This window comes from Rahnella sp. 2050 (assembly GCF_040544515.1).
GTDB lineage: Bacteria > Pseudomonadota > Gammaproteobacteria > Enterobacterales > Enterobacteriaceae > Rahnella > Rahnella aceris.
In genome coordinates, this window is the sequence record NZ_JBEPKE010000001.1 from 228,164 (window position 1) to 250,834 (window position 22,671).

Genomic DNA, 22,671 nt, shown 5'->3' on the forward strand with positions numbered 1-22,671 from the left:
AACCGGAGATTGACCATGTCTGCACCTTTTCAAGCCGTAACTTTTCATGATTTGAGTGATTCGTCTGAACTGCCAGCGGAGCTGTTCAAACGCACGGAAGCCGATTTGTCGTTTTTCACTGAGCGCGTTGCGCCGATCATTGAAGCGGTGCGTACCGAAGGCGATGCCGCCCTGCGCCGTTTTGCCCGCGATTTCGACGGCGTTACCGCGCCGCATATGAGCATTCTGGCGGAAGATACGGAATTCGAAACGGCGTTTGAACGCCTCGATCCGCAGGTGGTGGAATCGATCCGTTTCGCCGTCGAAAACGTCCGCGCCTTCCATGAAGCACAAAAACCGGAAGACATGTGGATGAAAGAAATCCGCCCCGGCGCCTTTGCCGGTGACCGCCATGTGCCCATCGATTCCGTAGCCTGTTACGTGCCACGCGGCAAAGGCTCATTCCCAAGCGTGTTACTGATGACCACCATTCCGGCGGTGGTCGCAGGTGTAAAACGTGCCATTGTCATCACCCCGCCTGGCCCCGACGGCAAAGTCGATGACGCCACGCTGGTGGCCGCTCGTCTGGTTGGCATTACCGAAGTGTACAAATGCGGCGGCGCACAGGGTGTCGCTGCCGTGGCATTTGGCACTGAAACCGTGCCGAAGTGCCTGAAGATAGTCGGCCCCGGCAGCCCGTGGGTGGTGGCCGCCAAGCGTCAACTCTCGAATCTGATCGACCCCGGCATTCCTGCCGGTCCAAGCGAAAGCCTGATCCTCGCCGATGACACCGTGGACGGTGCGCTGGCAGCGCTGGATCTGATCATCGAATCAGAACATGGCCCGGATTCTTCGGCGTATCTGGTCACCAGCAGCCGTCGGGTCGCTGAACAGGCCATCGCCGCACTGCCCGGTTACTGGGCGCAGCTCGATGAAAAACGGGCCGGATTCTCACAGGCCGTATTATGCGGAACCCACGGCGGCGTGGTGCTGACAGCAGATTTCACCGCAGCCGTTGAATTTGTTAATCAGTACGCGCCGGAACATCTGGAAATTCTGGCCGAAGAGCCGATGGCCGTGATGGGCAAAATCCGCAATGCCGGTGAAATCCTGCTGGGCAATTACACACCGATCACGCTGGGGAATTTCGTCCTCGGACCGAACGCAGTTCTGCCGACCAATGGCGCAGCGAAAACCGTCGGGCCGCTGTCTGTGTTCGATTACATGAAACGGATCTCCGTAGGCTATGTCACCCGCGAAGGCTATCAGCCGCTGGCCGATAAAGCACACGCCTTTGCATTGTATGAAGGATTCCCCGGCCACGCGCTGGCGGTATCGGCTTTACGCACTGAGATCATCAACAAAAAAGGCCAGTAACGATGAGCAATATGACGGGCAGTGAACCGCTGGCCGCGCAGGCGCGTCAGTTAGTGCAGGCGGGAGAATGGCAGCAGGCGGCAGACGTTTTGCGCCAGCTTATCGGCGAAGTCACCGGCGTGGCTGCCGGTCAGCTCACCATCAACCGCGATCAGTACAGCCTCAACTCTCTCAACGGCACCGTGACCCTTGAGGATGGCCGCGCCCTGTTCTTCAAATATCACAATGAAGAAGGCGAAGATAAAACCATCGAGGAGTATTACAACGCAGAATTGCTGCGTGAAAGCGGCTTTCGCGTGGATGTTCCTGTCTATGCCTGCGGCGAGCCGGGGCGTCAGATTCTGATGTACACCCTGCGCCATGACCGGCGCATGGCGGACATCTGCCGCGATATCGAACAGCAGCAGGCGTGGGACCAGGAAGCGGAAATCGAAGAGGCACAGCGCCGCGCTGACCGCGATATTCTGACCCATACCCTGCCGACGCTGAAACCCGGCTCAGTCAGTGCGGTGGCGGCCGAACCTGTCCATCAGTTGTTCTATCACCGGCTAATTTCTCCGGAAAACCCGGAAATCACCGCGGGTTTTGGTGGTCGCGTGGCCCGTTTTTACGTCGGTAAAACCTTCCGGCTGGAAGATGAGGAACTGGAATGGCAGACGCTGAGCAACCTGCGATGGGTAATCAACGGCGTGGCTTATCAGCACAGTTTACGCCAACTATTCAGTGAAGCAGGCGTCCGCCTGGCACCGGCGGCACTGGCCGATCACGGGGTGATTACCGCGCACGGTGACGCGCATAATGCCAACGTCTGGTACGACACCACGGAGGAAATCCCGCAACTGGTCAGCTTCGACCCGGCGTTTGCCGGTCGTAATATTCCGGCGCTACTGGCGGAAATCAAAGCCACATTCCACAACATTTTTGCCCATCCGCTGTGGCTGTATGAACCTTCACGCTGCGGCGAACTTTACAAAGTGACCGTGATGCGTCGCGGCGACACGTTATATGTCGATCATAACTGGCAGTTAACCCCGCTGCGCGCAGCGTTTTTACGCGACAAAGGCGAGGAATACTGGCAGCCGTTACTGACGCAACTCGCCCGCCACGGCTGGCTGCCACCCCACTGGCAGCGGATCTTCCGGCTCGCCATGTTCTGCTGCCCGACGCTGGTACTGGATTTACGCGCCGGAGGTTTCAGCGGCCATACGCCAACCAGTTCCGCCCTCGGGCTGGCAATGGCCGTCATGCTCGGCAGCGAACCGGTCGAAGATACCGATGAGTTCAGCGACTGGCTGGCGCGGATAAGCCCTGTGGGGAGACCCTGATGGCCTCTCCTTTCTCCCTGCAACGTTTCTCGCTGCAAGGCAGGCGGGTACTGATCACCGGCAGTTCACGCGGCATTGGTCAGGCCCTGGCTTCAGGTATGGCACAAGCCGGAGCCAGCGTCATTGTCTGCGGGCGTGATATCACCACGCTGAATGCCGTTTGCGAACAAATCCGCCAGCAAGGCGGTGACGCCACGCCGCTGGTACTGGACGTCACGCAGCCCGCCACTTTTGCCGACGCTTTCGCCTCCCTGCCCGCACCGCCGGATGTGCTGGTTAACAATGCCGGTACTGAACAGTTATGCCCGTCGATGGATGTCGACGAAGTGCTGTGGGACCGCATTCTGACCACCAATCTTAAAGGCGCATTTTTCTGCGCCCAGGCCGCAGCACGGCTGATGGCTGAAAATGGCGGTGGCAGCATCCTTAATCTGTGCTCCCTGACCAGCCAGGTCGGCGTGCCCGGCGCTGCTGCTTACGGCGCATCTAAATCGGCGATGGTCGGCCTGACACATACTCTGGCAACAGAATGGGCCGGTAAAAACATCCGGGTGAACGGCATCGGACCGGGATATTTCAAAACAGACCTGACCGCTGAGTTTTATGACAACGCCGCCTGGTGCCGGCAGATGCAGGCAAAGATCCCGCTGGGAAGATTTGGCGAACTGGAAGATCTGATCGGCGCAGCGGTATTTCTGAGCAGCCCGGCCGCGGCGTATATCACCGGGCAGGTGCTCTATGTGGACGGGGGATATCTGGCGGGGATCTGATGTCAGACACGGGTTGGCTCAGGCCCCGTGCAAGCTCGGCGTTCAACCGGAGTGTACATAAGTTACTGTTTTGTCTGTAATACCCCACCCCAACCCTCCCCTTCGCAGGGGAGGGAGCCGACCGGGTTGCTTGTGGGATTGGCTTTTGCTCCTCCCCCTGCGAAGGGGGAGGCCGGGAGGGGGTATTAATGAAAAACCAATAAGTTAAAGCTTGCACGACACACCTGAAACTCTAAAAATCCTTAAATTCTCGCCCCCATTTCCTCCACCCTTGCAATTGCCGCATACAGCGCCTCCGCCGTCACCTGTCCCGGCATATTCGCCATATCCGGCGCATGCAGTGATGCCTGCACAATACTTTCCAGCTCATCCTCATTAAGATCGGCTATCTCACTCAAACGCAGCGGCACAGCGCAGGCTTGCGCAAGTCTGACGGCTTCCAGCAGTTCCTCATCACTGCGGTTCTCCAGCGCCAGCAGGCACAGGTTGCCGAAGCCGACCAGCAGACCGTGGCCGAATTCACGGGTTTTATCACAGACCGTGAAACCTTCATAAATGGCGTGGGAAGCAGCGGCATGTGCCCCGCTGCTCATCAGCGATGTCAGGCCCGCAAACATGAAAATAGCATCGAGTACCTGATCCAGCCCGGCGTTCGGTTTACCGGCGCGGACGGCGTCGCAGGCCACAGGGCCGTAAGATTCGATCAGGTCATAGCAGATCCGGCTGTTGGCGCTGGAAGAACGTGCGACGCCGCTCAGCTGGCCGTGATGACCGCTGATGGCACGGAATTCATACCATTTTGCCAGCGTGTCGCCAAGGCCAGCAGCCAGCCAGCGCAACGGGGCAACAGCCAGAATTTCACTGTCGATGATCACCGAAGCCGGTGCCTGTGGCAGCGGGAATAAATCCCGGAAATGACCGTCGTCATGGTAACGGATGGTCAGCGGCGTGACGGCGGCGCAGGTCGCGGCAATCGTCGGAATCGTCACAACCGGCACATTGGTTTCCACGCCAACGGCTTTGCAGGTATCAAGAGATTTGCCGCCACCCACACCAATCACGATATCGGCTTTTTTATCTTTAACGATTTTAGCCAGGCGGCTGATATTGCCCTCACTGCTTTCCCCGCCGAACCATTCGCTGCCGACCAGTTCCACGGCGGAACCTTCAAGCTGGTGGCGGATTTTATCCCCCACGGCGGCCAGTGCCTGATGGCCACCAATCACCAGCGCACGCGTACCCAGCAGTGCGCAAATGTCACCAAGCTGAGAGATAACGCCGGGTCCGCGCAGGATTTGCGCCGGGAAGATAATATTCTGTGCCTGCATAACTGCCTCTCCGTGATTTTTGTATTTGACGGGTCTGATGAAAATTCTCTGAAGATGTTTTTGTTATTACTTCAAATCAATAGGGTTGTTGACGCAACAAATGCGGCCCAAGCTGGCGAACCGACGTGCAGCCAAGCTGCGCCATCGTGCGGTCAACTTCCTGCAAAATAATCTCCAGCGCCCGTTGCGCGCCCGCCTCACCGGCTGCGGCGACACCATATAACATCGGTCTGCCGAGCAGCACCGCATCCGCGCCCAGCGCCAGGGCTTTCACCACGTCAGTGCCACGGCGAAAACCGCTGTCGATGAGGATCGTCGCCTGCGAACCGCACAGCTTGCGGATTTCCGGCAGCACTTCCAGTGCACTTACCGAACCGTCGAGCTGACGCCCGCCGTGATTTGACAGCACAATGCCATCGGCACCGCTCGCAAAAGCGAGCTGTGCATCTTCCGGCGCGAGGATCCCTTTGATCAACAATGCGCCCTGCCACTGGCTGCGGATCCAGCGCAGGGTTTCCCAGTTCAGACGGGTATCCATTTGCGCTGAAAAGTAGCTCGCCCCGCCCGCTCCTCGTTGTTTATCTGCCGGAACGTAGGGTTTGAGATTGCCGAAACCAGGCATTCCTGCCGGTTTTAAGGTTCGCCAGACCCAGCCCGGATGCAGCGCGACATCAATCATGCTCAGCACCGATAGCTTCATCGGCCGCCGGTAATTACGCTTATCTTTTTCGCGGTTACCGAAATGCACCGCATCAACCGAGACCACCAGCGTGGTGCAACCGGCTGCTCTGGCCCGCTCCAGCAGGCTGGTGGTGACGCTCCGGTCTTTGAGCACATACAACTGAAACCAGTGCTGTGGCAGATTTTGTGCCGCGATTTCTTCAAGCGAAGCGGTTGAAACCGTGCTCTGGATATAGGCGATACCCGCACGTTTCGCTGTACGGGCCAGCATGGTATCTGCGCCGAAACGCAACATGCCGTTATAGCCTGTCGGTGCAATCAGTAACGGTGCAGAAAGCCGCTGCCCGCACACCGTGACGGACAAATCGCGCTGGCTTGAATCGTTCAGTACCGGTGGAATAAAGCGCCAGCGGCCAAAAACCTCACGGTTATCCTGCAGCGTTTGCTCATCATCCGCCCCGCCTTCAACATAGCTAAACGCAAAACGGGGCAAGGCGCATTTCGCCTGCCGGCGCAGATCGTCAATGTTCAGCGCAGCACGTTTCACTCCGCCTCCTCCGTCAGGATACGTTTCAGGCTGTCGATAAACTGCCGGTTATCCTGTTCATTACCGATGGACACGCGGATCCAGTTTTCATAACCGGTTTCACGCCAGGGTTTGATAATCACGCCATAAGTAAGCAAGCGTTGTGCCAGTTCCGTAGCCGGGCGGCCGCAATCGAAGAACAGGAAATTGGCATAGGATGAGGCGACGTTAAAACCGAGCGCGGTAAGTTCGGCCGCCATGTCCTCACGCAGTGCGGTGACCAGCGCAATGCTGTCGCGGACATGCTGTTTATCCTGCAATGCCGCCACGGCAGCCACCTGCGCCGAACGGTTGATGTTGAAAGGTGTCCGCACCCTGTCCAGCAAATTCACCAGTTCAGGGTGACTGGCAAAACCATACCCCACCCGCAGCCCGGCCAGCCCGTACGCTTTCGAGAAAGTCCGCAACACAATCCACGGTCGTGGCTGCTCAGCCAGCACCAGCAGACTGTCAGGATAGGCAGCGTCGGTTTCACAATATTCGAAATAGGCTTCGTCAATCACCAGGACGCAATCCGCTGGCGCAGCATTAATAATACGGGTGAATCCTTCCCGGTTAAGCATGCAGCCCACCGGATTGGACGGGTTGCTGAAAATCAACATTTTGGCCGGTGTGCGCAGTGCGGTTTCCCAGGCTTCAACATCAAATTCCTGCTGTGCATTCACGCCGACCATCGTGACATCCGCCCCCATCATGCGCGGGAAGATTTCGTGTAAACCAAAGGAGGGGATCAGCGTCACAACACGATCGCCGGGGTTAAGAAACGCCAGCGCCAGCATATGCAGAATGTCTTCGGAACCGTTGCCGATAACAATATTTTCGGCTGCCACGCCGGTATCTGCTGCCAGCGCGTCACGCAGCACCGCACTCGATGCATCAGAATAAATCGCACTGAAACGCGCATCCGCTTCTAACGCCACCACCACCTGCGGGCTGGCACCAAGCGGGTTTTCATTACTGGCCAGTTTGGCAATATGAGTCACGCCGTATTTTTTTTGCACAGCATCAGCCGAAAGCCCGGCGTTATAAACGCTCAGTGACCGCGCCCCGGGCCTTGCCAGATTTTTCAGAAGCTGTTGCTGCTTTTTAAATGCCGAATCAAGAACTGCCAGATCTGAAGCCATTACTTACCTCACACTGTAGATATGCTCCCGAGTATGCCGTAAATCAGCGGATTTTTACGCCACTTTTTGCAGCATTTTCCGAATGTTTTTGAAACAAAACGGGCAACGGCCTGCGCCACTGCCCGTGAGGTTTGTTCAATTTAATGTCTCAATGAATTAATCACTTACCATTATTACTTTGCGAGCATTGGCAAATTCAGGTGATGACGTTCAGCACAGTCTTTTGCCTGTTCATAGCCAGCGTCTGCGTGGCGCATCACACCGGTTGCCGGGTCGTTCCACAGCACGCGGTCAAGGCGGGCATCGGCTTCCCGGGTACCGTCAGCCACAATCACCATTCCGGCGTGTTGCGAGAAGCCCATCCCGACGCCACCGCCATGATGCAGACTGACCCACGTTGCGCCGCCCGCAGTATTGAGCAAAGCGTTCAGCAGCGGCCAGTCGGAAACTGCATCAGAACCGTCTTTCATGGCTTCCGTTTCACGGTTTGGTGAGGCAACAGAACCGGTGTCGAGATGGTCGCGGCCGATAACCACCGGCGCTTTCAGCTCGCCGTTACGTACCATTTCATTGAATGCCAGACCGGCAATATGGCGCTCTCCCAGCCCCAGCCAGCAAATACGCGCCGGTAACCCCTGGAAAGCGATACGTTCGCGCGCCATGTCCAGCCAGTTAATGAGGTTTGCGTTGTCGGGGAACAGTTCTTTCAGTTTGGCGTCGGTTTTGTAGATATCTTCCGGGTCCCCGGAAAGCGCCACCCAGCGGAACGGGCCTTTGCCTTCACAGAACAGCGGACGGATATAGGCAGGCACAAAACCCGGGAAATCAAAGGCATTCTCCACGCCTTCGTCTTTGGCAACCTGACGGATGTTATTGCCGTAATCGACCGTCGGAATGCCCATCGCATGAAAATCGAGCATTGCCTGAACGTGTTTGGCCATCGACGCACGGGCAGCTTTCACCACCGATTGCGGATCTGACAGTCGCGCATCCTGCCATTTTTCCAGGCTCCAGCCTTCCGGCAGATAGCCGTTCAGCGGGTCATGTGCCGAGGTCTGATCAGTGACGATATCCGGACGCAGACCGCCTTCTTTTGCGCGGGCAACCAGTTGTGGCATCACCTCTGCGGCATTGCCCAGCAGTCCCACGGAAATGGCTTTTTTCTCGGCGCAGGCTTTTTCAATCATGGCCAGCGCTTCATCAATGCTGTGTGCTTTGTAATCGAGATAACGGGTGCGCAGACGGAAATCGATGCGCGATTCCTGACATTCAATTGCCAGTACGCAGGCTCCGGCCAGCACGCCCGCCAGTGGCTGGGCGCCGCCCATGCCGCCCAGACCGGCAGTCAGGATCCATTTGCCGCGCAGGTCGCTGTTGTAATGCTGGCGTCCCGCTTCCGCGAAGGTTTCATAAGTACCCTGCACGATGCCCTGCGCACCGATGTAAATCCAGGAACCGGCGGTCATCTGGCCGTACATCATCAGGCCAGCTTTATCCAGTTCGTGAAAGTGATCCCAGTTTGCCCAGTGCGGCACAATGTTGGAATTGGCAATCAGCACGCGGGGCGCATCGGTATGGGTGCGGAAAACGCCAACCGGCTTGCCGGATTGTACCAGCAGCGTTTCGTCTTCACGCAGCTTGCGTAAACTGTCAAGAATGCCTTCAAACGCCGGCCAGTTGCGCGCTGCTTTACCAATGCCGCCGTAAACCACCAGATCTTCCGGGCGCTCAGCGACATCCGGATCGAGGTTGTTCTGGATCATGCGGTATGCCGCTTCAATCAGCCAGTTCTGGCAGCTCAGTTCCGTGCCCTGTGGCGCACGAACAACGCGGGCAATGGCCGTTTTTTGTGGAGCGTTCATCATCATTTCCTTCTCTGAAATAGGGTGTTTGAATCAATCTTTACAGGACAAAAGTCATCAGGCAAAGCTTGGCAGCAGCGCTTCAATCGCCGCAGGCCAATGCTCGCGGGAAGCCCAGAGACGCATCATTTCAACGTCCGGTGCCATCAGGCGGTCTTTTTCAAGAAACGCCACGTTTTCACGGATAGCTTTCATTTCATTTTCCAGCGTCGCTGAACTTTGCAGCGGACGAAGGAAATCAATACCCTGTGCGGCGGCCATCGCTTCAATGCCCACGACCACGCTGGTGTTAAAGCACATGTCACCCAGACGGCGGGCGGCGTAGGTTGCCATGGATACATGATCTTCCTGATTCGCCGAGGTCGGCAGGCTGTCAACGCTGCCCGGATGCGCCAGCGATTTGTTTTCCGACGCCAGCGCCGCTGCGGTAACCTGCGCAATCATAAAGCCGGAGTTCACACCGCCGTCATTGACCAGAAACGCCGGTAAACCGGAAAGCCCGGTATCGAGCAGTAACGCCATACGACGCTCGGAAATCGCGCCGATCTCAGCGACGGCCAGCGCGATGATGTCGGCAGCAAAAGCCACCGGTTCGGCATGGAAGTTACCGCCGGAAATCACGTCACCGTTTTCGGAAAACACCAGCGGATTATCAGAAGCGGCATTGGCTTCAATGCGCAGGATACGGGCAGCGTGGTGCAGGTTATCCAGACAAGCCCCCATCACCTGCGGTACACAGCGGATGGAATACGGATCCTGTACGCGGCCGCAATCTGCATGAGACGTGACAATGTCACTCCCGCGAAGGATCTCGGTCAGTGCCGCCGCCACCCCAATCTGACCCTGCTGGCCGCGGGCTTCGTGAATGCGTGCATCCAGCGGTTTTACGGAACCTTTGATGGCTTCCAGCGACAATGCGCCCGCCACCAGTCCGGCAGAAAATACGCGTTCGGCTTCAAACAGACCGGACAACGCCAGCGAGGTGGAAACCTGTGTGCCGTTAAGCAGGGCCAGCCCTTCTTTCGGCCCAAGTTCAAATGGCTTCAGGCCTGCCGTCGCCAGACCTTCAGTCGCCGACATTTTTTCGCCTTGCACCGTGACCTGCCCCTCACCAATCAGCATCAGGGAGAGATGCGCCAGCGGCGCTAAGTCACCGGATGCTCCCACGGAGCCTTTCTCAGGAATACACGGATAAACACCGGCATTGAACAAGGTAATCAGTGCGTCGATCACCTCAATGCGGATGCCGGAATGGCCGCGAGACAGGCTCAGCACTTTGGTCGCCATCACCAGACGCACCACGTTATCCGCCAGATCCTTGCCGATACCGACGCTGTGCGACAACACCAGATTGCGTTGCAGTTCCGCCAGACGCTCCGCCGGAATACGCGTCTGTGCCAGCTTGCCGAAACCGGTATTGATGCCGTAGACCACTTTCCCCGACTCAACAATGCGGGTGACCGTTTCCTGCGACGCCAGCACGCCTGCGCGCGCCTCCTCAGCCAGTTCAAGGCGGACATTGCCCTGATAAATCTTGCGCAGCATCGGCAGATCAACATGACCTGGTTGCAGGCGGCAAAGGGTTAACGCATTGGATGAAGAAGCCATAATCTATTCCTGTATAGACAAGTGAAACCGGAAGTAAACCCGGCTAAGGACGTAGCCCGCCGGGTATTTACGCATTACATAACGAATCTACAATCTATTCTGTACAGATGCGGGGTGGTGAAATCAGTGGTCCATTGCCTGCATCGTTTCGGTGCGAATTTCTTCGGTAACCCGCGCTTTCAGCGCCATAAATTCCGGCGACGTTTTCAGGGTGTAGTCCCGCGGATGCGGGAAATTAACCGCCACTTCGGTTTTGATCCGCCCCGGCCGGGCACTGAAAATCGCCACCTTATTAGCCATGAAAATCGCTTCGTCGATATCATGTGTCACGAACAACACGGTTTTGCGCGAGGATTCCCAAATCGATAACAGCAGTTCCTGCATCATCACGCGGGTCTGATTATCCAGGGCGCCAAAAGGCTCATCCATCAGCAAAATTTTCGGGTCATTCGCCAGTGCGCGGGCGATGGCGGTGCGTTGCTGCATCCCCCCGGAAAGTTGACGCGGGAAGTGCTGCTCAAAACCCCGCAGCCCGACCTTATTAATAAAGTAGTCGCTGCGCTCTTTTTGCGCTGCCTTACTCACGCCACGCTCCTGCAAACCGAAACGGATGTTTTGTTCAACGGTCAGCCACGGAAACAAGGTATAACTCTGAAACACCATGCCGCGATCGGCACCGGGGCCGTCCACCTGTTCACCATCGAGCCACACTTCGCCACGCGTTGGCTGATCCAGCCCGGCGACAATGCGCAGCAGCGTGGATTTACCACAGCCGGAAGGCCCGAGAATGGTGATGAAGTCGTTTTCATCAACCCGATAATCCACCGGCAACAGCGCCTGCGTTTTCTCGCCCTTCGGGCCGGTAAAAATACGTTCCACCTGACGGACACTCAGTTTCGGATGGCTCATCACAATGAACTCCATACAAACAGCCGACGGTTGGCCGCTTTGAACAACAGATCGGAGAGCAAACCAATGCAACCAATCACAATAATGCCGAAGATCATTTGCCCGGTATTGAGCAGTGCCTGACTGTTAACAATCATGTGTCCGATACCGCTCGAGGATCCGATAAGCTCCGCCACAATGACATAAGTCCATGCCCAGCCGAGCACAAGGCGCAGCAACTCAGCAATTTCCGGTGCCGCACCGGGAATGATCACCCTGCGCACCACACTCTGGTTGGTGGCACCCAGCGTATACGCGGCTTCCACCAGGTCACGCCGCGCTGCCCCCACGGTTACCGCCACCATCAGGGTGATCTGGAAGAAAGAGCCGATGAAAATCACCAGAACTTTCTGCATTTCACCAATACCCGCCCACAGGATCAGCAACGGCACAAACGCTGACGCAGGCAGATACCGGCAAAAGGACACAAACGGTTCGAAAAAAGCTTCGATCAGTTTGTAAGACCCCATGAGGATGCCGAGCGGAACGGCAATGGCGCAGGCCAGAATAAAGCCGCCCAGCACGCGCATTACCGTCATGCCTATATCAGTCGTAAAATCAAAATCGGTAAAGAGTAAAATCCCTTCCTGCAACATGCTCGCCGGGCTGGCGAGGAATGTCGGGGAAACAAGGCCGGTAAACGTCACCAGCGCCCACACAGCAAAAAACAGCACAAAGAAACAGAACCCGAGAAACCAGCGACGCCGCGACGCGACCGGACGCAAAGGCACCATCATCGGGTTATGCCAGACTTTTTTGCTTGCCGGCAACGGTGCCGGCTCGCGTAAGGCTGACTGCGAAGTCATATGTTGTTCTGCTGTCTGGCTGACAGGGCTGTTCATATCGCGGTCCTTCATGGCTATTTCACGTACTTCGCGTCATATAACGTATTGATATCCGGCGTTTTACGCAGAATTTTCATCTCAGTCAGCAGGCGCGCAGCTTCGTTAGTGAAGGTCACAATTTCACCGCTGAAGAATTTCTGATTGGCCTCACGATCCTGCCAGCGCAGATAACTGGATTCTTCTGCAAACTGTTTGCCGGTCTCTTTCACTGCTGCGCCCATGATCTCGTTGGATTTCTCCGGTTCTTTCCTGATCATATCCAGCGCTTCAAAGTAGCTGTTCACCAGCGCCTGAGCGGCTTTAGGATTTTTATCCAGCCAGTCTGGCGTACAGCCCAGCGTGTCCATCACCATCGGATATTCCAGCGTGGTTGCCAGAATCTTCCCTTTATCCGGGCTCTGGCGGATGTTGGAAAGATAGGGTTCATAGGTCACTGCCGCATCATTCTGTCCGGCAATAAAGGCATGCGCAGCGGCATCCGGCCCGAGCGTGGCGAGTTTGACGTCTTTCATCGTCATGCCGTTTTTATCGAGGATCCACGCCAGCAGGAAGTAAGAAGACGTACCCGGTGCATCCACGCTGATGGTTTTGCCTTTAAGATCGGTAATCTTGTTGATACCGCTACGCACCGCGATACCATCTGCGCCGTAAGATTTATCCAGCTGTACGATTTGTTTGATCGGCACCCCGCTGGCGTTCCAGGTTAAATAGGTTTCCACGGTGGTCGCCGCACATTGCAGGGAACCGGAAGCGATGGCCAGATGACGCGACTGCTGCGGCACCATTTTCAGCGTGACATCCAGACCGTTCTTTTTAAAGATGCCCGCTTTGTCTGCCAGGGTCAGTGGTGCGAAACCGGTCCAGCCAGAAATACCAATAGCAACCGGCGTGTTCGCCGCTTGCGCCACGCTGACTGTCACACTACCCAGCGCCACTGCCAGCCCTAACAAAGACAACGAACGCTTCAGTACAGCCCTGGAAATCATGTTGCTCATCTGCCACTCCTGCCAAAGTATCTGTCTCGGGGGAAATGCCTGTGGCAGTGAAAGCCACAGGCAAATTACGCTACTGTATATTCTTGTCTATACAAGTCAGTCGACAATATTTAAGCAAGCTTTATGCCAGTTTCTGCACATGCACTTTTACAACATTCAGCGCCGGTTATGGGACGTTTTGCGCGGGCTGATGAATCAATTAGGTGCGCGCCATGCTCCCTTTTAGCGCAATCTTGTAAGGTATTTATCAGGTGATCGCCGCCCACAACAGCAGGCATCTCTGTTGCTGAGCAACTGGGGTCAGACTCACGGAACCCTGTTGCGATTGTGCCGCTGTCTCAGACCAGTAATATCCCTCGCCCGCCCTCAGCAGCGGGCCATCCGCCAGTTGCCACATCCCGCTGATGACATAAATCACGCCACCTTTTTCCCGCGTCACCGTCAGGTGTTCACGTGCGGCAATCACCCGTGCAGCACATTCAGTACGTCGCGTCATGATGTTAAAATCAGTTGTCACTCCCCCCAGCAGGCGGGCATGGAGCGCAGTATCACCGCTGAAGGCAAAAGGCTCACCAGCGACAACGAGTAAGTGATCGACATCAGGCTGTGCCTGCAAATGCACACCTTCCCCGCTCAGCAAGGTGATGGAACGGTCAATACCGGGAAATGTCGAGAACGGGCCATCCTGTGCGATGGTGGCAATACTGGCGCGCCAGTCAAAATCATGGCCACCGGCAGGGAAACTGAAGATTTCGCGGGTTTCGCCACCGCCGTTACGCCACGGGCTGACCGGCAGGTCATCGAAGGTGAAATGTTGCCAGGCAATCATGCAACGTCCCCCGCCAGCTGACGGAGAAGCGCGAGGAAATCCGCCGCCGCAGCCTGTTGTTGTTCATGCTGGCCGTTCACAATGCGCGCAATACCGCCGACATACACATCACGGATCTGCCCGGTATTACCGGCGAACAGCCAGCGGTTGAGCAGTTCACTGTTTTTTGCGGCGGCAAGATAGGGATCCTGCCCGTCGAGCACCAGCCAGTCGGCACGATACCCCGCAGAAAGCTGCCCGATAGCCGCGCCGCAAGCCTGTGCACCGCCCTGTAATGCCTGCGTATACAGCACATCGCCTACAGAATTTTGCGCAGAGGTCGTCAGCCGGTTACGTCGCTGGTCACGCAGGCGTTGCCCGTATTCAAACCAGCGCAGTTCTTCAACCACGTTCAGGGAGACATGGCTGTCGGAACCGATCCCCCATCGACCTGACTGCGCCAGATAATCGACGCCGGGGAAAATGCCATCGCCCAGATTAGCCTCGGTGGTCAGACACAACCCCGCGACCGCCCCGCTGTTTGCCATGCTCGCCAGCTCGAAACGGTCAGCGTGCGTGGCGTGGATCAGACACCAGCGGGAATCAATATCCAGATTGTCATACAGCCAGGAAATCGGGCGCTGCCCGCTCCAGCCCAGACAATCGTTCACTTCTTTCTGTTGCTCGGCGATATGAATATGCACCGGCAGGTTTTTATCTGCGGACTGCAACACCTGCTGCATTTGTTCCAGCGTGACTGCGCGCAGGGAATGGAAGCACAATCCCTGATTTTGCAGGCTTTTACCGCTGAGTTGTTTGCGGATAATTTCCTGTTGTTTGAGGTAACTGCCCGTATCCTGAATAAACCGTTTCTGTCCGGCCTGTGCCGGTTGCGCGCCAAATCCGGCGTAACTGTAAAGCACCGGCAGCATGGTCAGTCCGATGCCGGTTTGTGACGCGGCTTCACTCAGATGGGCAGTCATTTCACCGTGGTCGGCATAAGTCTGACCGCTGATGTCGTTATGCAGATAGTGGAATTCAGCCACCTGCGTGTAACCCCCTTTGAGCATTTCGATATACAACTGACGGGCAATGACACCCACCTGCTCAGGTGTGAGGCGCTGCACTATGCGATACATCAGGTCACGCCAGGTCCAGAAGCTGTCCTGCGGATCACCGGCGACTTCCGCCAGCCCGGCCATCACCCGCTGAAAGGCGTGCGAATGGAGGTTCGGCATGCCCGGAACCACCGGGCCGGAAAGGGGAAGACACCCCTGCGCATCGTTGTCCGGGGTCACTGCAGTCAGCATTCCGGCTGCATCGACGTCCAGCCGCACGTTATGCGCCCAGCCATCTGAAAGTAAGGCGCGTGAAGCAAAATAAGCAGGCATAACAGCATCATTCCTGAACAGTAAGAAGAAACATAAATGCAATTTTACGGAAACAATTGCAAAACTTTTAACCGACTTGTCTATACATATACATATGCCTGATTGCGCTGTAAACTTGCAACAACCCTTTTTTATAAATTTAGTTTTCCGTCACGCCCTTTCCGTTTACTTTCCACTGATGGAAAATGCCGGGCGAACAGGCAAGCTTTCCCAATATTTCTGGAATTTCATTGAGTGAGGTAAGAGACATGTCGGAGCCCACACCACTTTCTCAAAATGGTGCCGCGCCACATCAGGTCACACAACAACAGGGCGTGTCGCAGCAGACATTGTCCGAACTGGCGGCCGCGATGAGCGATACACCCGCACCGATTTATCAGCGGGTGAAACAGGCGATCATCAGCCAGATCCGCGCCGGTGTCTGGAAACCGCATCAGCGGGTACCTTCTGAAAGTGAGCTGGTCAATGAAATTGGCGTCAGCCGTATGACCATCAACCGTGCTTTGCGTGAACTGACCAGCGAAGGTTTTTTGATCCGCATGCAGGGAGTCGGCACGTTTGTGGCCGAAGCCAAGGCCTACACGCCGATGCTGGAAGTGCACAACATTGCCGATGAAATTGCCCAGCGCGGTCATCGCCATGACAGCAAGATTCTGGTGTGTGAAGCGCGGCTGGCGGATGCCGATCAGGCGCTGCAACTGGGTATCGCCACTGGCACGATGATGTTTTATTCGCAAATTGTTCATTACGAAAACAACGTCGCGGTGCAGATTGAAGACCGTTTTGTGAACCCGGAAACCGCACCCGATTATCTGCAACAGGTGCTGAACAAGCAGACGCCCTATACGTACCTGATGGAAATCGCGCCGCTGACGGCGGGTGAACATCGCGTTGAAGCCATCAGCGCCAGCGATGAGCAACGCGAGCTGTTGCAACTGAATGAACATGAGCCTTGTCTCCTGATCCACCGCCGGACCTGGAGCGGCAGCCGCGTAGTGACTTCCGCGCGCCTGATTTACCCGGGTTCCCGCTATCAATTATTTGGACGTTTCACCAGCCACGGCTGATTCCGGCACACCTTAATGGCGGCTTTGTACGGCCGCTATCTCTTCGTTCAAATTTTGGAAGACGTCTCGTAATAAGAAAAAACTATCGCCGGGTGCCTTGCCGGTTTAACGGTTATGCGTTAGGTTGACTTTAGTTGTCTATACAAGATGAATTCAGCCTGGAGCCTGTCATGCCGGTAGCGATATCCCCTTCTTTTTCCGAACCCCCTTCCCGTTGTGACAGCGTATGGCGCGGTGCCACGCTGGTCACCATGCAGGACGGCCATTACAACCTGATTGAAAACGGGGCGATTGCTGTCGCAGGCGGGAAAATCGTCTGGACCGGCCCTGCCGCAGATTGTCCGGTTTTCGCAGGCGCCACACAGCATGAATTCAGCGGTGGGATCATCACGCCGGGCTTTGTTGACTGCCATACGCATCTGGTATTTGGCGGCGACCGCAGCGCAGAATTTGAACAGCGGCTGAACGGCGTCAGCTACGCAGAAATCGCCGCAGCCGGTGGGGGAATTCTCTCCACCGTCAATGCCACCCGCGAGGCCACCGAAGATGAACTTCTGGCTCAGGCGTTGTTCCGCTTACAGCCCTTGCTGGCCGAAGGCGTAACCTGTGTTGAGATTAAATCGGGTTACGGGCTGAGTGTAGAGAGCGAGCTGAAGATGCTGCGGGTGATCCGCCGGTTAGGTGTCATGCTGCCAGTCGAGGTGAAATCCACCTGCCTTGCCGCTCATGCCCTGCCGCCGGAATTCAAAGGACGCGCTGATGACTATATTGACCTCATCTGCGACACATTATTGCCGGTGGTTGCCAGTGAAAATCTGGCCGACGCCGTCGATGCCTTTTGTGAACATCTGGCGTTCTCACCGGCACAGGTTGAACGGGTGTTTAATGCCGCAAAAACCTTAGGTTTACCGGTTAAATTACACGCCGAACAACTGTCTTCCCTGCATGGTAGCGCCCTGGCTGCACGACATCATGCGCTGTCAGCCGACCATCTGGAATACGCCACAGCAGAAGATGCTCAGGCAATGGCCGCCAGCGGCACCGTCGCCGTATTACTGCCGGGGGCCTATTATTTGCTGCGCGAAACACAATGCCCGCCGGTGGATGAGTTCCGCAAACATCGGGTGCCGATGGCGCTGGCCAGTGATGCCAATCCGGGCACATCGCCTGCGCTTTCATTGCGTCTGATGCTGAACATGGGATGTACCTTGTTCCGCCTGACGCCTGAAGAAGCGCTGGCCGGGATCACCTGCCATGGTGCACGTGCGCTGGGTTTACAGGACACGCACGGCACGCTGGAAGCGGGCAAAGTCGCTGACTTTATACACTGGCCACTGTCGCGTCCTGCCGGGCTGGTTTACTGGCTGGGCGGTCAGTTGCCCTGCACTGTTGTTTTTCGTGGAGAAGTACGAGGAGAGTTCCGTTCATGAGCCTTTCAACTGCCAATGTTATCGCTGAACCGTACCATTTTATCCAGGGGACAGCGCCGTTACTGATCAGTATCCCTCACGCAGGTACACATCTGACGCCAGAAGTCGCCAGCGGTCTGAGCGAAGCCGCCCTGCCGCTTTCCGATACCGACTGGCATATCCCGCAACTGTACGATTTTGCGCGCTCACTGGGTGCCAGCATTCTGGTTGGCCAGTATTCACGATTCGTTATCGATCTCAACCGGCCTTCCGACGATAAACCGCTGTATACCACTGCCACCACGGGTTTGTATCCCGAGACGTTATTTGATGGTCGCGCGACCTTCAAACCAGGCATGACGCCGACAAATACCCAACGCCAGCAATATTTGGATCAAATCTGGCAACCGTATCACCAGAAAATCCAGTCAGAACTGGCGCGCATGAAACAGGAATTCGGTTATGCACTGCTGTTTGATGCGCATTCCATTGCATCGGTGATCCCGCGTCTTTTCGACGGCCAGTTACCGGATCTCAACCTCGGCACCAACAGCGGCGCAAGCTGTTCACCGGCGCTGAGTGAAATCCTTGAGAGAACCTGCCAGCAACAAACCCGCTTCAGCCATGTGCTTAATGGCCGTTTTAAGGGTGGATATATCACGAGGGCTTACGGCCAGCCTGATGTGGATATTCACGCTGTTCAGCTTGAGCTGGCGCAGGTGAATTACATGGAGGAGATGGAGCCATTTGCTTACTCGCCTGATAAGGCGGCTGAATTGCAGGTGTTATTGAAACAGTTGCTGGAAGGAATGGTGAGATGGGGGGGGACGGACAGGTATAAACAAAGCGCTGTTTAATTTCGCTTTTCGCTGGCCGCTAAGGCTTGATCGAGATTATTTCGGTTTCTCAATTGTGGTTATCACCCGGCCTTTCGCGCCGAAATTGTTTTGTTTTTTTAAAAGCCAGGGGCGATTCAGAAATCTTGCTGAACGGAGCGGCCTGGAGACCAAAGGCTCCAGGACCGAGTGAAGGAACCGCAACGCGGCAAGATTTCCAGCCTGTCGCCTTGGTTCCTGAAACATAGCCAGCGAGCGAAGCGCGCAGTGAAAAAGCGCGGGAGTCCAGAGGGCGCGCGCTTACGCGTCCTCTGGGCCAGTTTGGGCGGCGAGCCCAAGGTCTTGAGGTTTAACCGCCATAACCGCTGTTAATAAACCGAAATTGTCTCGATCAAGCCCTCGCTGCAAGCGAAAAACCGCCCTAATGCCCGGTCTGGCATTATTTAAAGTCCGCATACGGCACTAACGGTTCCGGCGGCATATCCAGATCCCCTTGCCAGCCGCTCATCGAATATCTCGCGTAGAGCAGAAAGTGGCTTGGCGTGTAATCCTTCGCCTGCTGAATATCAATCCCCCCGCCGACGGTCCAGTGAGAACTGACACGCCGTTCGAGCAGTGCCTGCAATGTATAGCCAAAACCGGATCCACTGCTGCCGGTTTCGATAGCATTTTTATCCGGTAATGAATCCGGGATCAGATTCTGGATCGGATAGCGTTTCTGATCGCTGGTTGAGGAGCGCGACCAGGAGACCGAACCGCCAAGCTGCCATGACCAGTTCTCCGTGCGCTGGCGATAACTGACCGGTACGGAGAGTGAGAAGTATTGCTGCGGGCTGTAGTAACCGCCCTGTCCCAGCGTGTAACCGCTGAGATCTTTCTGGTAATGCCAGAGCATGGAGCTGAGCCCCACCGTCGCGCGGCGGTTATCTTCGTTAATGACTTTGTAGTAATAGCCCCCCATCAGGCGTTCGCGGGTGTTGTCTTCGACATTTTCACCGGTCAGCTGATGCGCGCTGAGATCAGCCCACACGCCGTTAGCCTGCCCCTGATCGTAACTTAATCCCAGGCTGGCACCGGTCGCGCGAACGCCGCCCCAGGTGGTGCCGGTACCCGGATCTTTTGCGCCCGCGAAAGAAAGTAACGAACTGGAAACCGGACGGCGCGACACCGTGGTCGTCCAGCCGATATCGCCCCAGTCACCGCTGTAAGCCAGCCCGCCGACCCAGTCTACAACCGGGAAACCCAGTGGCGTGGTGCCTAAATCGCCTTTCCACTTGTCATTTTCCCATCCTGCGCCAAGGCTGACGCCATTGGCGTTCTGGCTGCGGTAACGGCGGCAGTTTTGATCGCTACAGGTCCCGAAACTGGCTTCGTAATTACCGTCTTCGTTATCAAAGGTTCCGGCATCCATCCGCACCCAGTCGGCCCGCAGGAATCCGCGCCCCTGATAAACCGGCATATCCGCCTGCAACATGGTGGTGTTGGCCGTGAGATCAGATTTCCCCGGCGTGCCGCTTGATGTCCACGAATCGGTGTCCAGCGTGAAATTCACATCCTGCTGCCGGTACAGATCATGCGCGTCTGAACGGATACCGCGTTTCAGCCAGTCATCCGTGGCATTGTTGCGGGTCAGGCGCGTATAGCTGTCGTTATCTTCTGGCACTTGACCGGTGATGCCGCTGGCGACCATCGCCTGTGCGTAATCCTGACGCGCCGTTTGTGGCTGTCCGAGTTGCTGCTCAAGGTTGGCGGCGTTGCGATAAATCAGCGCCTTGTCTTGTCCGTCCGGCTGCGAACGCGCAGCCGTTTTCAAGGGTTGTAACAGCGCCGCTGCTTTGGTGGTTTCACCGACATCACGCCAGGCCATGGCGACCTGTCGTTGCTGATTCAGGCTGAGTTCATGCAGATCAGCCTGCTGCAACTGCTGTTTCGCCTGCGAGGTATTACCGGCAGCAAGGGAAGTATCAATGGCGGTCAGGGTTTTACCGAGCTGAATGCGCTGCGCCATTTCGCGCATGTTGTCGTCCCATTTCGCCTGCGGCAAGGTATTAAGATGGCGCAGTGCGGCGTCGTCACGATCGGAACCGGACAGATACAACGCATAAGCGTAAACCTGTTGCGGATCCACCGGACGCTTCGCCGCAAGCTGTGCAAAAGCTGCATCCGCCTGCGCCGGTTCACCCGCCTCACGCAGGGCACTGGCATAATGGTAGGTCGTCCAGACATCGTCCGGATTGAGTTTCAGTACCTCGCCATAGCGGTTCGCAGCCTGATTCCAGTTGTGTTCGGCGGCATATTTTTGCGCCTGCGCAGTGACAACGTCACTTTGCAGGCCACGCTGTTTATCGCTGAGTTTCGCCTGCGATGCACCAGGCAATGAATTAATGTAATCCAGCGCTTTTTGCGGTGACTGACGCTGATAGATATTCGCCAGCCCGCGCTGGGCGCTACTGTTATCGCGCTCCAGCTTCAGTGCGCGGCGGTAAGCCTGCTCCGCCTGCGTGTCATTTTTACGCTCAACCGCCACATCCCCAAGCCCGATCTGCGCCCACGGGTCGCGGGAGTCCAGACGTTGCGCCTGGTTGTAAGCCGCTTCGGCCTGATCAAGCAGCCCGGTTTTCAATGCCTTATCGCCCTGTTCGATTTTCAGCCAGTAGCTGTTGGACCGGATCAGGCTGTTCCATTTACCCGCGTTATAGCCATCTGTTTCGGCGGCTTTCGCCCGCTGAAACAAAGTCAGCGCCTGCTGGCGGTTACCGGCGCGGGAATAAGCCAGCCCCATCGCACCGAGGACTTCAGCATCGTCAGGTTGCGCCTGCAATGCCTGCTTCAGCGGTGCAATCGCGCCGGTGGAGCCACCATTATTAATCTGCGCCAGACCACGGAGTCGCGCCTGATAACGCGGATCGGCCAGTAACGCCTGCTGGCGCTGAAGTTCCTGCTGCGCGGCAATCACCTGCGGACCGGTGTCGAACGTGGCGATAAACTGTTGCAAGGCATCGACGCTCGGGTTGCCCACAGGCTGGTCTTTAATCTTCTGCAGCCATAAATCAGCGGCCGGAGAACGCCCTTCATTGGTGGCGGCGATTTGCTTAATCAGCCCGACAGCTTTGGCGTTATCCCCTTCATCAAACGCCATCTGCGCCAGTTGCAGACGTAACTGCACATCACCCGGATACTGATTATTCAGCGCCTGAAGCTGTGACTGCGCACGGGCTTTTTGCCCCGGCAGCCGCGCAATAAGTTGCCAGTATTCTACTGCCAGATCCAGCGTTGGCGGCTGGCCACCAAACAACTCATCATATTGCGCTTTGGCTTCATCGAGCCGCCCTGCCGTTGCCAGTAACCGCGTCTGCTGGAGTTTTTGCTGCATTTCCGGGGAGGCGATTTTCAGGCTCAGCTGCGCCTGCCGGTATTCATCCGAACCAGGCGAAACCTGTTTAATTTTTTCCAGTTGCTGCTGTGCCTTGGCCTGATCGCCTTCGCGGAGAAGCAAACGTAAACGGGCGGACATGACTTTCGGGTTTTGCGGATCCATTAATTCCAGGCGAAACAGGGACTGACGCACCAGATCGTCCTGATGACTGGCTTCACCGACCCGCACCTGTTCCAGTAACCATTGCTCCGGTGAAACAACGGGGGCTGCAACCGCAGGCGCAGCCAGCAAGGCCAGCCCTATCGTCAGGGCCAGTCTGCTGCGCAAAAACAGGTTTGTGCGCTGTGTGTTCACGG

Annotated in this window: 17 protein-coding genes; 6 read left to right on the top strand and 11 right to left on the bottom strand. The window is 56.4% G+C overall.

Features of this window, described 5'->3' with window-relative positions; genetic code table 11:
- Positions 1 to 15 precede the first annotated feature (15 nt).
- Genes hisD through ABIC79_RS00990 form a run of 3 tightly spaced genes read left to right on the top strand, consistent with a single transcriptional unit; the run spans position 16 to position 3,451 of the window.
- Positions 16 to 1,356, top strand: a complete 1,341-nt coding sequence (hisD, locus tag ABIC79_RS00980) for a histidinol dehydrogenase (RefSeq protein WP_013575482.1) — start codon at positions 16 to 18, stop codon at positions 1,354 to 1,356.
- 2 nt (positions 1,357 to 1,358) lie between these two features.
- The gene (locus ABIC79_RS00985) at positions 1,359 to 2,681 is read left to right on the top strand and encodes a hypothetical protein (RefSeq protein WP_013575481.1); all 1,323 of its coding nucleotides are present in this window, start codon (positions 1,359 to 1,361) and stop codon (positions 2,679 to 2,681) included.
- The gene (locus ABIC79_RS00990) at positions 2,681 to 3,451 is read left to right on the top strand and encodes an SDR family NAD(P)-dependent oxidoreductase (RefSeq protein ID WP_121019351.1); all 771 of its coding nucleotides are present in this window, start codon (positions 2,681 to 2,683) and stop codon (positions 3,449 to 3,451) included. The genes ABIC79_RS00985 and ABIC79_RS00990 overlap by 1 nt, the downstream gene beginning before the upstream one ends.
- Before the next feature lie 242 nt (positions 3,452 to 3,693).
- Here ABIC79_RS00990 and ABIC79_RS00995 read toward each other — a convergent pair whose 3' ends face one another.
- From ABIC79_RS00995 to ABIC79_RS01040, 10 genes are all read right to left on the bottom strand, one after another.
- The gene (locus ABIC79_RS00995) at positions 3,694 to 4,779 is read right to left on the bottom strand and encodes an iron-containing alcohol dehydrogenase family protein (protein ID WP_241917136.1); all 1,086 of its coding nucleotides are present in this window, start codon (positions 4,777 to 4,779) and stop codon (positions 3,694 to 3,696) included.
- A 76-nt stretch (positions 4,780 to 4,855) separates the two neighbouring features.
- Positions 4,856 to 6,007, bottom strand: coding sequence for an alpha-hydroxy acid oxidase (locus ABIC79_RS01000; RefSeq protein WP_354566472.1), 1,152 nt, complete (start codon positions 6,005 to 6,007; stop codon positions 4,856 to 4,858).
- Positions 6,004 to 7,170 (bottom strand): histidinol-phosphate transaminase, encoded by a 1,167-nt coding sequence (hisC, locus tag ABIC79_RS01005; protein WP_354566473.1) that lies wholly within the window; start codon positions 7,168 to 7,170, stop codon positions 6,004 to 6,006. The genes ABIC79_RS01000 and hisC overlap by 4 nt, the downstream gene beginning before the upstream one ends.
- A gap of 173 nt (positions 7,171 to 7,343) precedes the next feature.
- Positions 7,344 to 9,032 (bottom strand): urocanate hydratase, encoded by a 1,689-nt coding sequence (hutU, locus tag ABIC79_RS01010; protein WP_015689922.1) that lies wholly within the window; start codon positions 9,030 to 9,032, stop codon positions 7,344 to 7,346.
- Between the two features lie 57 nt (positions 9,033 to 9,089).
- The gene (gene hutH, locus ABIC79_RS01015; RefSeq protein WP_354566474.1) at positions 9,090 to 10,640 is read right to left on the bottom strand and encodes a histidine ammonia-lyase; all 1,551 of its coding nucleotides are present in this window, start codon (positions 10,638 to 10,640) and stop codon (positions 9,090 to 9,092) included.
- Positions 10,641 to 10,763: 123 nt separating this feature from the next.
- Positions 10,764 to 11,549 carry an ABC transporter ATP-binding protein gene (locus ABIC79_RS01020; protein WP_013575474.1) on the bottom strand — a complete coding sequence of 262 codons (786 nt, stop codon included), beginning with the start codon at positions 11,547 to 11,549 and terminating at the stop codon, positions 10,764 to 10,766.
- Positions 11,549 to 12,430 (bottom strand): ABC transporter permease, encoded by an 882-nt coding sequence (locus ABIC79_RS01025; protein ID WP_013575473.1) that lies wholly within the window; start codon positions 12,428 to 12,430, stop codon positions 11,549 to 11,551. The genes ABIC79_RS01020 and ABIC79_RS01025 overlap by 1 nt, the downstream gene beginning before the upstream one ends.
- 17 nt (positions 12,431 to 12,447) lie before the next feature.
- Positions 12,448 to 13,428, bottom strand: coding sequence for an ABC transporter substrate-binding protein (locus ABIC79_RS01030; RefSeq protein ID WP_013575472.1), 981 nt, complete (start codon positions 13,426 to 13,428; stop codon positions 12,448 to 12,450).
- A gap of 247 nt (positions 13,429 to 13,675) precedes the next feature.
- On the bottom strand, positions 13,676 to 14,257 hold the full coding sequence (locus tag ABIC79_RS01035; RefSeq protein WP_013575471.1) for a HutD/Ves family protein: 582 nt from the start codon (positions 14,255 to 14,257) through the stop codon (positions 13,676 to 13,678).
- Positions 14,254 to 15,627, bottom strand: coding sequence for a formimidoylglutamate deiminase (locus ABIC79_RS01040; RefSeq protein WP_354566475.1), 1,374 nt, complete (start codon positions 15,625 to 15,627; stop codon positions 14,254 to 14,256). Before ABIC79_RS01040 ends, ABIC79_RS01035 begins: the two co-directional genes overlap by 4 nt.
- A gap of 248 nt (positions 15,628 to 15,875) precedes the next feature.
- Here ABIC79_RS01040 and hutC point away from each other — a divergent pair, with 248 nt between their 5' ends.
- The 3 genes from hutC (at position 15,876) to hutG (ending at position 18,960) form a co-directional block, all read left to right on the top strand.
- Positions 15,876 to 16,694, top strand: coding sequence for a histidine utilization transcriptional repressor HutC (gene hutC / locus ABIC79_RS01045; RefSeq protein ID WP_013575469.1), 819 nt, complete (start codon positions 15,876 to 15,878; stop codon positions 16,692 to 16,694).
- Positions 16,695 to 16,864: 170 nt separating this feature from the next.
- On the top strand, positions 16,865 to 18,124 hold the full coding sequence (hutI, locus tag ABIC79_RS01050) for an imidazolonepropionase (RefSeq protein WP_112197382.1): 1,260 nt from the start codon (positions 16,865 to 16,867) through the stop codon (positions 18,122 to 18,124).
- A complete protein-coding gene (hutG, locus tag ABIC79_RS01055) occupies positions 18,121 to 18,960 on the top strand; it encodes an N-formylglutamate deformylase (protein ID WP_112152233.1) in 840 nt (279 codons plus the stop codon). The genes hutI and hutG overlap by 4 nt, the downstream gene beginning before the upstream one ends.
- A gap of 418 nt (positions 18,961 to 19,378) precedes the next feature.
- On the opposite strand, the gene ABIC79_RS01060 is transcribed toward hutG, so the two are convergent.
- Positions 19,379 to 22,669 (bottom strand): cellulose synthase subunit BcsC-related outer membrane protein, encoded by a 3,291-nt coding sequence (locus tag ABIC79_RS01060; protein ID WP_126124873.1) that lies wholly within the window; start codon positions 22,667 to 22,669, stop codon positions 19,379 to 19,381.
- Positions 22,670 to 22,671 lie beyond the last annotated feature (2 nt).